This window comes from Jeotgalicoccus sp. WY2, from assembly GCF_018437745.1.
GTDB classification, from domain to species: Bacteria; Bacillota; Bacilli; order Staphylococcales; family Salinicoccaceae; genus Jeotgalicoccus; species Jeotgalicoccus psychrophilus.
The window spans coordinates 1,602,369-1,615,432 of sequence record NZ_CP049818.1; the positions used below are offsets into that span (position 1 = coordinate 1,602,369).

At 39.9% G+C, this 13,064-nt stretch carries 14 protein-coding genes and 2 pseudogenes; 13 read left to right on the forward strand and 3 right to left on the reverse strand.

Annotated features, from left to right (window positions below; all coding sequences use genetic code 11):
• The first annotated feature begins 45 nt into the window (after positions 1-45).
• The 11 genes and pseudogenes from G4D76_RS16035 (at position 46) to G4D76_RS09355 (ending at position 7,005) form a co-directional block, all read left to right on the forward strand.
• A complete protein-coding gene (locus tag G4D76_RS16035; protein ID WP_256440454.1) occupies positions 46-177 on the forward strand; it encodes a hypothetical protein in 132 nt (43 codons plus the stop codon).
• Positions 178-184: 7 nt separating this feature from the next.
• Entirely contained in the window at positions 185-688 is a 504-nt protein-coding gene (locus tag G4D76_RS09315) for a DNA alkylation repair protein (RefSeq protein WP_213809737.1), read from the forward strand.
• 255 nt (positions 689-943) lie between these two features.
• Positions 944-1,801: a PepSY domain-containing protein gene (locus G4D76_RS09320; RefSeq protein WP_213809738.1), complete on the forward strand. Its 858-nt coding sequence runs from the start codon at positions 944-946 to the stop codon at positions 1,799-1,801.
• Positions 1,802-1,903: 102 nt separating this feature from the next.
• Positions 1,904-2,571: pseudogene (locus tag G4D76_RS09325) on the forward strand (response regulator transcription factor).
• Between the two features lie 11 nt (positions 2,572-2,582).
• On the forward strand, positions 2,583-2,813 hold the full coding sequence (locus G4D76_RS15100) for a hypothetical protein (protein WP_250129886.1): 231 nt from the start codon (positions 2,583-2,585) through the stop codon (positions 2,811-2,813).
• Positions 2,814-2,815: 2 nt separating this feature from the next.
• On the forward strand, positions 2,816-3,955 hold the full coding sequence (locus G4D76_RS09330) for a sensor histidine kinase (RefSeq protein ID WP_250129887.1): 1,140 nt from the start codon (positions 2,816-2,818) through the stop codon (positions 3,953-3,955).
• Complete coding sequence (locus G4D76_RS09335) at positions 3,939-4,127, forward strand: hypothetical protein (protein ID WP_213809739.1); 189 nt, start codon at positions 3,939-3,941, stop codon at positions 4,125-4,127. The genes G4D76_RS09330 and G4D76_RS09335 overlap by 17 nt, the downstream gene beginning before the upstream one ends.
• Entirely contained in the window at positions 4,124-4,660 is a 537-nt protein-coding gene (locus G4D76_RS09340; RefSeq protein WP_213809740.1) for a prolipoprotein diacylglyceryl transferase, read from the forward strand. Before G4D76_RS09335 ends, G4D76_RS09340 begins: the two co-directional genes overlap by 4 nt.
• Positions 4,661-4,731: 71 nt before the next feature.
• A complete protein-coding gene (locus tag G4D76_RS09345; RefSeq protein WP_213809741.1) occupies positions 4,732-5,166 on the forward strand; it encodes a MarR family winged helix-turn-helix transcriptional regulator in 435 nt (144 codons plus the stop codon).
• Positions 5,167-5,267: 101 nt separating this feature from the next.
• The gene (locus tag G4D76_RS09350; RefSeq protein ID WP_213809742.1) at positions 5,268-5,780 is read left to right on the forward strand and encodes a GNAT family N-acetyltransferase; all 513 of its coding nucleotides are present in this window, start codon (positions 5,268-5,270) and stop codon (positions 5,778-5,780) included.
• 25 nt (positions 5,781-5,805) lie between these two features.
• Positions 5,806-7,005: an MFS transporter gene (locus G4D76_RS09355; RefSeq protein ID WP_213809743.1), complete on the forward strand. Its 1,200-nt coding sequence runs from the start codon at positions 5,806-5,808 to the stop codon at positions 7,003-7,005.
• A 28-nt stretch (positions 7,006-7,033) separates the two neighbouring features.
• Here G4D76_RS09355 and G4D76_RS09360 read toward each other — a convergent pair whose 3' ends face one another.
• Together G4D76_RS09360 and G4D76_RS09365 are read right to left on the reverse strand one after the other, a co-directional pair.
• Complete coding sequence (locus G4D76_RS09360; RefSeq protein ID WP_213809744.1) at positions 7,034-8,461, reverse strand: aldehyde dehydrogenase family protein; 1,428 nt, start codon at positions 8,459-8,461, stop codon at positions 7,034-7,036.
• A gap of 106 nt (positions 8,462-8,567) precedes the next feature.
• Positions 8,568-8,915 (reverse strand): hypothetical protein, encoded by a 348-nt coding sequence (locus G4D76_RS09365; protein WP_026859145.1) that lies wholly within the window; start codon positions 8,913-8,915, stop codon positions 8,568-8,570.
• A 201-nt stretch (positions 8,916-9,116) separates the two neighbouring features.
• On the opposite strand from G4D76_RS09365, the pseudogene G4D76_RS09370 reads away from it, so the two are divergent.
• Both G4D76_RS09370 and G4D76_RS09375 read left to right on the forward strand, forming a co-directional pair.
• Positions 9,117-10,126, forward strand: a pseudogene (locus tag G4D76_RS09370) (PTS sugar transporter subunit IIC).
• A gap of 232 nt (positions 10,127-10,358) precedes the next feature.
• Entirely contained in the window at positions 10,359-11,867 is a 1,509-nt protein-coding gene (locus tag G4D76_RS09375; RefSeq protein WP_213809745.1) for an SLC13 family permease, read from the forward strand.
• 54 nt (positions 11,868-11,921) lie between these two features.
• On the opposite strand, the gene G4D76_RS09380 is transcribed toward G4D76_RS09375, so the two are convergent.
• A complete protein-coding gene (locus tag G4D76_RS09380) occupies positions 11,922-12,986 on the reverse strand; it encodes a YeiH family protein (protein WP_213809746.1) in 1,065 nt (354 codons plus the stop codon).
• Positions 12,987-13,064 lie beyond the last annotated feature (78 nt).

The window sequence follows — 13,064 nt, forward strand, 5'->3', positions numbered from 1 at the left end:
ATTAAAATAGGAGCTCTTTTTATTACTGAAAATGAGGTGCAGCAGATGAGTGAAAGAAAACTGATGAAAGATTACTTCGATATAGATCTTGCCAGGCATTATGCAAAAGATATTAGTAAAATATACCCCGAGTTTAAAGCTCAGGAATTTCAGCAGCACTTCAGCAGAAATTGCTGACGGGCGAATGTCTGAGCGTATTCAGATATTCAGTGAACAGCTCAGGAAGTACTTACCGGATGATTATAGTGAAGCAACGAACATTATTATAGACGTACTTGGTCTGGAAAATGATAAATTTTATTTTCCGTTTGCGGAAATGTATTACTACAGAGCGCTGTCGAAGTTTGTTGAAACATACGGACTCGATAATTTTGAGCAGTCGATGAAGACGATAGAAGAAATTACGAAGCGTGATACTGCTGAATTTGCAATACGTCCGTTTATTCTAAAGGATTACGATAAAGTTGAAGCGGTCTTCCAAAAATGGGGGAGAAGTGACAATGCTCATTTAAGAAGGCTTGTAACAGAAGGTCCAAGACCCCGCCTGCCGTGGGCGAAAAAACTTCCCTTTTTAAGAGGTGATGTACAGGAAAACTTCAGACTGCTGAAACCATTCCTCGATGATCCGTCGAGGTACGTCGAAAAATCGGTAGCGAATCATTTAAACGATATATCGAAATCATCCTGAAGAAGTAATCTCATTTCTGAAAGAGAATATAAATGAGACTTCTCCCTTTATTGTAAGAAGAGCACTCAGAACATTGAAGAAGCTTGAGAATGACAAGGCGCTTCGTTTACTTCAACTATTAAAATAATGAAACTGCTCTTTAATCATCCTTTAATTATTGCTTAACTGTCCGTTAGTTCGCCGCGGATATACTATGAGTAACAAATAAAACAAACCGCATAAAAACAGCGGAAAAATAATTGGAGGATGATTGGAATGAAAATCAACAAAAATATTTTACTTGGCGGCGTATTAACATCAGCATTAGTTTTAGGAGCATGCGGATCAAATGTAAGTGCAGACGATATGGAATGGGAAACAGAAGAACGTAACGGAGCTGTAACGGTTAAAGATAACGTGGAAACTTCAGCTGGTACAACAGCTCAAGAAGCAGTGGACAAAGCACTTAAAGAATTCGACGGCACAGTGACTGATGTTGAATACGATGAGGACGACGGTGTCTATTACTACAATATAGAAATTGAAAACGGCAATGATGACTTTGAAGTAAAACTTAATGCAGAGAATTTAAGTATTATTGAACAGGATTTAGACCGTGACGATAACGACGACAATGATGACAGAGACGACAACGAAGTAGATGCAGCTGAGAAAAATACTGCATCATCAGCTAACAGCAAAGGAGACGCAAAAGCTGCAGATGCTTTTGGCGGAGATAAATCAGCAGAAGCCATCGAAGCTGCACAAGAAAGATTCGACGGAATCTTAGAAGAAATCAGTTATGAAGAAGATGACGGTGCATACTACTATGAAGTTAAGCTTGAAAGTAAAAATGAAGAATACGAAGTGAAATTAAGCGCGGATAATCTTTCTGTAGTTGAAGAAGAGCTTGAAGATGAAAACAGCGAACGCGGCTTCAAACGACTGCAAGCAGCGCATGAAGAAGCAATCATCTCATTAGAAGATGCCAAACAGATAGCAGCTGAAGCTGTGAATAGTGAAATCGATGAGTGGAAATACGATGCTGATGATTTCAAATATGAATTTGAAGTTGGCGGCAATGAAGTGAAAATCAATGCGAAAACAGGCGATGTAACAGAAATCGATGACTAATATTATAACGCCCTCCGGGGCGTTTGTTTTTATCTTTTTTAAATCGAGACACTGCTTTGTACATGGTATAATTACAACAATAAACGAATATTGTGAGGCGATATCATGGAGAAAATACTAATAGTGGAAGATGATGAGAAAATTGCGCGTGTCATTCAGCTTGAATTGGAATTTGAAGACTATGAAGTCGATATTGCATATACAGGAAAAGAGGCGCTGGAAAAATATGAAACAGGTGACTTTTCATTAATTCTTCTGGATGTCATGATTCCCGAACTGAATGGTTTGGAAGTGCTGAGAAGGGTCAGACAGAAGAATCAGGAGATAAAAATAATAATGCTCACAGCAAGAGATGCTGTTATGGATAAAGTAAGCGGTCTTGATTCTGGAGCCAATGACTATATGACGAAGCCTTTTGAAGTTGAAGAACTGCTCGCGAGAATTCGTGTACATTTAAAATCAGCATCAGCGGGTGAAGTAAAGACTGAAAGTATTAAGCACCGTCATCTGGAGATTAAACCGCTAGCCCGTGAGGTTTACAGTAATGGTGAACCTGTTATTTAACTCAGAAAGAATACGATGTGCTGCTTTACTTGATAAACAATAAAAATCAGGCACTGTCCCGCGATCAGATTATCGATGCAGTGTGGGGATATGATTATTTTGGCGATACGAATACTGTGGACGTTTACGTGCGGTATATTCGTAAAAAGCTCGATACAGACAAACCATCACTTATTTCCAGTGTGCGCGGCATTGGTTATATTTAAAGGATTAATTTATGAAACTCGGAACGAAAATACAGCTGTATACAACGGTAATGATTGCCATTGTTGTTATACTGACTAATTTGCTAATTTACTTTTCCTATAAACATTATTCGCTGGAAGCGGAAATGGATCAGCTTGAAAACCGTGGGAATAATATCATTACGGAAATACAAACAGCACAGGAAAGCGGTATAAGCGGAGAAACGGTACTGCAGTATTCTCACTGTCTGACGGCTATATAACGATGCTGAATGAGCAGGAAGACCACATTGTCAGAATTGCGACTGAGGAAAGCTATCTTGAATTGAATCAGCCCTACAGTACTTCGCAGTATACAGATAGACTGTCATATAATAATGAGCATTTTGTAATGATTTCAATACCTGTCATTTGGGAAAACGGTGAAGTCCACAGTTTGCAAATATACGAGAATATATATTTTTTATATGACACCTACAATATATTGAAGTGGATTTTAATAATCTCATCTGTCATTCTGCTTGTGCTTGTTTTCATTTTAAATCAGGTGATTACAAATTTAATTACAAATCCGATTAAGCAGCTCGTCCGGAGAATGAATGATAGGGGAAATGTCCGCCTTTATAAAACAATACCGGTCAATAAATCGGACACGTTTGAATTGAAAATGCTCACAGATTCTTATAACGATATGATGCTGACTTTAAAAGCACATGATGATAATCAGCAGGCATTTATAATGAATGCATCGCACGAATTAAAAACACCGCTGACAGTCATCAGTTCATATGCCAGAATGCTGGAACGTTTCGGTAAAACGCGGGAAGATTTATTGGATGAAGGGATTACAGCTATTTCCGAAGAAACGACAAGAATGAAATATTTAACGGAACAATTCCTGAGTTTTACAAAAGTAACGCATAGCGATACAGACCAGGATAAAGAATATATACCGGCAGTACAGCTGATTGAAAGTGTTGTTGCACGGCTTGAAAAAGTGTTTAAACGTAATATTAACATTGCTTCAGCTGGGACGGATCCGTATGTTTATGTGTACCCGCCGGCATTCGAACAGCTGCTTAGGATATTTTTGGATAATGCTTATAAGTACAGCACAAAAGATATAGATGTCAATATCGAAGAAAACAGCGAGGCGGTTATTATCGAGGTGCGGGATTACGGAATCGGCATCCCGGAAAATGAATTAAATGATATTTTCACACGTTTTTACCGTGTTGATAAAGCAAGAACTAGAAAAACAGGCGGTTCAGGACTCGGTTTATCAATAGCGAAGCAGCTGGCTGAAAATAATGATATTAAAATCTCGGTAAAGAGCGTAATTAACGAGGGAACCACATTTAAACTAACGATGAAAAAGGAGGCTGAAGATGGCGAAGCGGAGTAAGATAATAATCGCGCTTACAGGACTCATTGCAGGAATAGTTATCGGCGTGTTATGGGTCAGTTTTAACCAGCAGGATTTTATTTCTGAAGATGAAGCCCGCGCCGTTGTCACAGAACGCTACGGTGGATCTGTTGAATCAGTATCTCTTTCTGATGACGACCGTTTTTTGTGATTAACTTAAAAGGTAACGAAGCGACACACAGTATCACTGTAAATCGTGAAGATTCCAGTGTGCAGGGGATAAAGACGGTTGCGGAGCATAAAGAGCCTGCTGAAGAAGAACCAGCGGCTGACAAAGAAGACAAAAAGCAGCAGCCAGACAAAGAGCGTGAAGCTGAGAAAGAAGACAAAAATCAGCAGCCTGACAAAGAGCGTGAAGCTGAAAAACCGGAAGAAGATACCAGACTGACGGTTGAAGAAGCTGTAGAAATCGCAGCAGGAGAAGTCGGCGGAACCAATGTATATTCTACCTGGAGTGGTGAAGGCAGTGCACGGGAATACTACATTTTACAGCAGGTCAATGATGACGATGAAGGGGCACTGATTGCAATTAATGGAATTACGGGTAATATTAATAAGGTAATATGGCTTGAAATAGATGATGATTATGAAGAAATAGAACAGCTGGTTTATGAAGCGACGGAATATGCAAATATGTATGACAGCAGGTATATCGAATACGATGATGAGTATTTTGAGGATTAAGAGCCTGCGTTGACAGAGAAGTTAAGAAGTTATATAATTTGAAGAATTTAAAGTGCCTGAGGAGTAATATCATGACTAGAACGGAAGAAAGTTTGAAAGCTTTTGTCGGAATTAAAAGAACGAATGACATATTAGAAAAGTTAGTGAAAAATGATGCCCAGCAGTACGGACTGAATATTAGCGAGTTTGCAGTTATGGAGCTTTTATTTCATAAAGGACCGCAGCCTATTAATCGTATTCAGGAACGGATACTAATTGCAAATTCAAGTACGACTTATATACTGGATAAATTAGAGAAAAAAGACTATATTATTCGAAAACGTGATGAGAATGACAGACGCAGTATGAAAGCTGCACTGACTGAAGAAGGCGAAAACCTGATTCGCCGTATTTTCCCTGCACACAGCGAGCTTTTAACCGGTTTGTTTTCTGCACTGAGCGATGAAGAACTGAGTGCTTTTAGAGAAACGCTTAAAAAAATCAGTGCAAATGCTCATAACAATTAATAATACGGCGTTATTTAAGCGATACATTAGTATGTGTCGCTTTTTTTATATTTTAAATTGTTCTATAGTAAGAATAATAAGATACGAAAGAATGTGTAAATATGTTGGAACTATTAGAGAAAGATGATTTTGAGCAGTTATATGCATTGATGGATGATTCATTTCCTAAAGCAGAAATCAGGAATTTTAAAGGGCAGCGGGAACTGCTGGAAAATCCGCACTATAACGTATACGTGCTGCGGAAAAATAGTGAGATTCTCGCATTTTTTGCCGAATGGGAAAATGAATCATATCGCTTCATAGAACATCTTGCAGTAAATGAGAAGTTCCGTTCACAGGGACTTGGTTCAAAAACACTTCAGGCTTATAACGCACTGAGCAGTAAACCTGTTGTACTGGAAGTGGAACCGCCTGAAGATGATATGCAAAGACGCCGTGTAAAATTTTACGAGAGAAATGGTTTTCATTTATCCTCTTATGGTTATATTCAGCCTGTCATTAACGAGGGATACGAAAGTGTTCCTCTTGTTATGATGACGTATCCCGAGTCACTTAATAACGAAGAGCTCGAGCAGGTTAAAAACTGGCTTGATCAGACTGTTTATAAATCCTAAGCGATATTTTACAAGGGGGATGGAAATGGATTACATAGAACGGGGAACCAAAAGTTATAAACAGACAGCACTTGCTTTTTTCGCCGCAGGATTTAATACATTTGCGATTCTTTATGTAGTACAGCCAATTTTACCTGATTTAACGGAATATTACGGTGTTACACCGACGGCAGCGAGTTTATCGCTTTCTGTAACAACATTTACTTTGGCAATCAGTATGCTTATTTTTGGTTCCATTTCAGAGGCTGTGGGCAGGAAAAACATCATGATTGTCTCGATGCTGACCGCTTCGATATTATGCATACTGACTGCTTTCAGTCCGACATTCGGTTCATTGATTGTCATGAGGGCCTTACAGGGAGTCGCACTTGCGGGCCTGCCGTCCATTGCGATGGCTTATCTCGGAGAAGAAATTCATCCGCGCAGTCTGCCTGGAGCAATGGGTTTATACATAAGCGGTAATGCGCTCGGTGCAGTATTTGGACGGGTTTTAGCAGGTGTTGCGGCAGGGTTATGGGGATGGCAGTTCGGCCTGATTGGTGTCGGTGTTGTCAGTCTGATTGCGACATTTATTTTCTGGTATGCGCTGTCTCCGTCAAAACATTTCGTAAAAAGAGAGTTCAATGTCAAAGATCTGTTTAAATCATTGACTGACCACTTGAAAAACCCACTGCTGCTCATTTTATTTTTAATGGGCTTTTTGCTCCTTGGAACGAATGTCTCTCTTTATAACTATGTATCATTCGTACTGATTGAAGATTTTAATATCAGCCAGACTATTGTGAGCTGGGTATACATGATTTTTCTCGTCGGCGTACTGAGTTCGATGATTTCAGGAAATCTTGTTTACAGATACGGTAAAGTAATGATGCTGTATACAGGTATCATTGTGGCAGTTGCTGGTCTCATTATCGTCTTAATTCCATCTGTTTGGACGATTGTTGCTGGACTGATATTATTTACATTCGGATTCTTTATTGCACATTCCCTGACTAGCGGATGGGTGGGTAATATTGCTCACAGCAATAAAGCGCAGGCATCATCATTGTACTTGTTCTTCTATTATACAGGTTCAAGTGTCGGCGGAACGCTGGCTGGAGTGTTCTGGATGCAGAGCGGCTGGCTTGGAGTTTCCTTGATGAATATATCTTTCCTGATATTGTGCTTAACGCTGTTCATGGTTTTTTTATATCTTCTGAGACGGAGAATATGGTACTTCAAATAAAAAAAAACGCCCTTGAAGGGCGTTTTTTTTATGCGAAATATCCTTTAATTGATTTCACTTCTAAAAATTCTTCTATACCATAATCGCCCCACTCACGGCCGATACCTGACTGTTTGTATCCGCCGAAAGGCAATGTGCTCGGTCCGCTGCAATCGTTAATACTGATTGTGCCGGCTTCAATAGAACGTGCAACGTACTGAAGTTTTTCTTTATCTTTCCCAACAACATAGCCTGCAAGACCATAAATAGTATCGTTGGCAATACGGATAGCTTCGTCTAAATCATTGTAAGTGATAATGCTCATTACAGGGCCAAAAATTTCTTCTTGTGCAATAGCCATACTGTTATCGACATCTGTAAATACCGTAGGTTTAACAAAGTAGCCCGTTTCCAGACCTTCCGGTTTACCTGTTCCGCCGTAGTAAAGCGTCGCGCCTTCTTCCTGACCTTTTTCTATATAACTTTGAACTCTGTCGAACTGAGTTTTACTAATAAGCGGTCCAACTTCCATGCCATCTTCTCTCGGATTACCGACTTTTACAGCACTGATTTTTTCTGTCAGTTTCTCTAAAAATTGATCTTTTAGTTTTGCGGGAACAAGAGTGCGGGTCCCTGCTGTACATACCTGGCCGGTATTTCTAACGACTCTGTTTACTGCAGAAGATGCTGCTTCATCAAGATCTGCATCATCCAGAACGATTAAAGGAGATTTACCGCCAAGCTCCAGTGCTACTTTTTTGAAATCAGCCGCTGCTTTCTCCATAATGCTCTTACCTGCACGGCCCGAACCTGTAAATGACATCATACGAACATCAGGATGTTCACTGAGCGGTGTACCGACATTTTCACCATCGCCGTTAACGAGGTTAAAGACGCCCTTAGGTACGCCGGCGGCTTCAAAAATCTCTGCTAAAATACAAGCTGTTACCGGTGTTTCCTCACTCGGTTTTAAGACTACCGGAGAACCTGCAGCAAACGCCGCTGAAATTTTTAATGCTGTCTGATTGGTCGGGAAATTCCACGGTGTAATTAAACCGGCGACCCCGATACTTTCTTTAACAATCAGTGCATCATCACGCTGCTCTTCAAATTCAAATGTATCCAGTGTCTCGGCAGCAGTTCTAAAATGATTCAAACCTGCAGTATAGTGAGAATTTTCTGAGACAGAAAGCGGTGAGCCGAGCTCATTAGTAATTGTCTCAATTAAATCATTTTTTCGCTTCTCATATTCATCAGCAATACGTTCAAGCATAGCCTGACGTTCTTTGACTGGGGTATTGCGGAAATCCAAATATACGTTATGTGCTGCAGCAACGGCTTTATCGACATCTTCCGAGTTGCCGCTTGCGACAGTCGCAAATACTTCTTCTGTCGCAGGATTGATGACATCTATTGTTTTACTGCTTGCGCTGTTAACCCATTCTCCATTTATAAACTGTTTATTATAATTAACCAAACTGAGTCCCTCCAAATTTTGCATATAGTTTTATTTATCCTGAAAACAGTTTTTCTAAACAAAAAAGAATCAAAAAACCTGAAGAAAATATCTCCAGGTTCAAAAATTATTTACGGAATGTTTCAAAGAAACTAAGCGTGTTTAAACCGAATAACTGTAATGCATTTTTACTGCCCTCGTATCCATGTCCCGCTCTCAGGTGTTTTAAAATTGCTACACCAAGTACGCCATTAATCATTAATACTCCGAGACGAGTGAAAGTTTTACCGAGAAATGACAGGAACAGGAAAATTGAGCCAATTGCTTCAAAATAGCCTGCGATTTTCATCTGGTCATTATTGACATTGAATTCTGACTCGAATTCTTCACCCATATTTCCGTCTGCTTTAATCTTGTCGAGACCGCCTTCGATTACTTTCGATCCCACATATAAATTAACTAGATATTTTAACATTTACGGTACCTCCTGCTAATAATTTGAGAAACTTCACAATATCACTAATGTATCCCCATTTTAGCATAGAATTAAACATAAAATTCCAACAATTAAAATTGACTAAAAAAAATTCATATGGTAACTTAACTTCATTGTGTTTTTCATGAAAGGCTTTTCATATAACCATTATATATAGATAAACATTTGGGGGTTTTGACAATTGACGAGCTGATAAGTATTGGTCTGCTGCTGGTTATTTTAGTATTTTTCACTTTATTTACTCACTTTGCACCATATGGTTCTAAAGTGATGGGTGCCTTTGCAGGCGCTGCAATTGCTACATATTTAGTAGAAGCATTAAACACTTTTGTCATTGGAGATTTATTAAATCTGGAGTTCTTCCAGACGGCCGGATCAGTGGCCGGAGGGCTGGATGGAACAATCGTCGTTATGCTTGTATGTCTCGCGATGAAAGTTAACCCTGTAAACGCAGCAATTTTAGCTGCAGGGTTTGGAGATATGGGACTTATTCCGGGACTGTTCTCGGCTTACATCGTATCGTTTGGAGTGTTGTGGCTGCAGCGTGTTATTCCGAAAGGTCTCGACTTTATCATTGTTATCTTAATTGCATTGCCAATTATCAGACTGATGGGTCTGGTTATCACACCAATGATTGATAACTCACTGCTTGAAATTGGAACGATTATTCAAACTGCTACAGACACTAGTCCGCTTCTGATGGGCTTAATGGGGGAATAGTAACAGTCGTTGGTATTTCGCCGCTGAGCTCAATGGCGTTAACAGCATTGCTAGGTTTAACAGGTGTGCCGATGGCAGTTGCTGCACTATCAGCATTTGCATCTTCGCCTGCCAGTGCGTGGCTGTTTTATAAACTTAAAATCGGAGATTTAAAATCTATTATTTCAGTAGCGATTGAGCCGTTGTCAAAAGCCGATCTGATTACAGCAAATCCGCTGCCGATGTACGTCACCAACTTTATCGGAGGCGGATTATCCGGAATGGTAATCGCTATGTCAGGTATGATAAACGATGCGCCGGGAACAGCAGCACCGGTTCCAGGGCTCTTAGTGATGTTCGGTTACAACCCGGCTGGACAAGTAGTAATGTACGCTGTGATTTGTGCAGCGCTTTCATTTGGCGCTGCAATGGTCGGTTCATATGTATTCAGAAATACTAAAATTTATAACAGTGAAGTTCTTAAAGATTAATTATATTAATGAAGCGCCGGACATTTGTCCGGCGCTTCTTCTTTTTTTAAATATAATAGTCTTACGATATTTTAATTTGTATTTACTCATTGCAAAGTTATATACAGAAGAAAATTAAAAACATGCAGAATTTGAAAGTATTGTGACATATTTGGTTTAATAAAGTATTAAAGGGTAAATGGTGTTATATTGAGAATGTATATACAGAGCTTATAAGGGAGTGACTGTCAAAATGGCAAACAAGAAAGAAACAGAGAAAAAAGGGTATAAACCTCTCTGGATTATTGTCGCTTTTCTAGTATTAATTATTATTAACTTCTTACCAGCACCTGATGCGCTTAGTGTAGTTGGTTTAAGAGCATTATCCGTACTGGCTTTTGCAGTAATTATGTGGGTGACGGAAGCTGTTAAGTATCCGGTATCTGCGGTAATGATTGTCGGACTACTTATTATATTACTCGGACTCTCACCAGTTCCTGGAAATGAAATCGGAGCTTCACTTGGTGTTCCGGAAGGTGCTGATCAGTTTGGGACTAAGAATGCTTTATCACTTGCTTTCGCAGGTTTCTCAAGTTCAGCACTGGCATTAGTAGCTGCTGCACTGTTCCTTGCAAGTGCCATGCAGATTACCAATCTGCATAAACGTCTTGCACTTTATGTGCTCCGTATCGTTGGCAACAAAACGAATGCGATAGTAATGGGTACGATTCTAGTATCTATTTTACTGGCGTTCTTCGTGCCATCAGCTACTGCAAGAGCGGGAGCTGTCATCCCGATTTTGATTGGGATGGTCGCGGCATTTGGAATGTCGAAAGACAGCAGACTTGCAACACTGCTGATCATTACAGCAGTTCAGGCAGTTTCCATATGGAACGTCGGAATTAAAACTGCAGCGGCACAAAACCTTGTTGCCGTAGGGTTTATAAACGAAGCAATGGGCGAAGACGTATCATGGATTCAGTGGTTCATCTATGCAGCGCCGTTCTCAATTATTATGAGTATTCTGCTGTATTTCGTTATGACACGCTTCTTTAAATCTGAAACAGATGAAATCAGCGGAGGACGCGAATTGATTGATAAAGAACTCGCGGAGCTTGGGCCGATTAAAGGCGTAGAGTGGCGCTTAATCACTATCGCTTCACTGCTGCTTATATTCTGGGCAACAGAAGGAATTCTGCACCCATTTGACTCATCATCAATTACATTAATTGCCCTTGCACTTATGCTGTCACCTAAGATTGGTGTATTTACATGGAAAGAAGTCGAGGGAACGATTAACTGGGGAACAATTATCGTCTTCGCAATCGGTATCTCCCTTGGTACGGTACTGCTCAGAACAGGTGCCGCACAGTGGTTATCAGATGTAACGTTCGGTGCCATGGGTCTCGACGCATTGCCGCTCGTCGGAGTCATTGCACTGGTGGCAATCTTTAATATTATTATTCACCTTGGATTTGCGAGTGCGACATCGCTTGCATCAGCATTAATACCGGTGTTTATCGCGTTGACAACGACACTGAATATGGGTGATTCATCACTCGGTTTCGTGCTCGTTCAGCAATTTGTAATCTGTTTTGGATTCCTGCTGCCTGTAAGTGCGCCGCAAAATATGCTTGCATACGGTACAGGAACATTCACAGTAAACGACTTATTGAAATCAGGTATTTTCCTGACAGTTGGTGGTTATATCCTGATTATTATTCTGTCTGCAACATACTGGCAGTGGATTGGTTTACTGTAAAATTAATATTTTCAATCGCTCTCTTTGGAGGGCGATTTTTTTATGTACATTATGTTATATTTTGGCTGCCTGGGAAAATATGATATAGGAAGACACAAAAAAGACAGCTGCTTTCAGCTGTCTTTTTGTATTTAAATAATAGAAGCAACGTAAAACGTAATGACCGATAAAAACCGATGTGATAACTAAAGCATATAGCGGTTTTAATGCTTTTTCTCTAATTGATTGCAGCGGTACACTCAGTCCGAGTCCGACCATTGCCATCACCATTAAGAGGGTTGTCAGCTGATCAATTGCTGCACTTAAGACTGCTGGTACAGTAACGAATGTATTTACAATCGCAACCAGAACGAAGAAAAATAGGAAATATGGAATATCTACTTTACCGCCGGTTTTATGATGCTGTTTACGCGACACAAAGTACATAATAAGAAAACTGACTGGAATTAAGAGGAAGACTCTGCTCAGTTTTGACAGTAAAGCCATGGCCATACCATCATCATTTGCGCTGCCGCCAGCAAGAACAACCTGTGCAATTTCGTGAAGACTGAGTCCGCTCCATATACCGTAGGCAGCATTATTCATATCGAATAACGGGCCGATAAAAGTATAAGAGAGAGCGAAAATTGTACCGACAATGGAAATTAAGCCGATGCTGATTGCAGTATCTTCTTCTTTAGCTTTAATAATAGAGCTGACTGCCGATATTGCAGCAGCACCGCAAATACCCGTACCTGCAGCTAGTAAAAACATAATTGATGAATTCGTTTTAAAGTACTTATTCAGCAAATACATCATCAAGAAGCTGAATATAATCACGCCAATACCGAGAAGAATCATAATCCAGCCATCGTTAATAATTAACTGCAGGTTCAGTTTAAAACCATATAAGACGATTGCAAAACGCAGTAATTTTTTGGCTGAAAAAGTAATTCCGGGTCGCAGACTTTCCGGATAGCCGAGCGTCTGCCTGTAAATAACTCCGATAAGGAGTGCTACTGCGAGAGCGCCGATACTAGAAATAACGGGCAGCTTGGCGAGTATAATACTTAAAACAGCGACGAGTAATGTAAAGAAAATTCCCAAAATAAATGGTCTGTTGAAATATTTATATATCATTTTGTGCACCTCGATAAATTAATATTAGCATTGAATGGGGTGAGTGGGAATCATGGAAAATAAATTAATATGCATTGA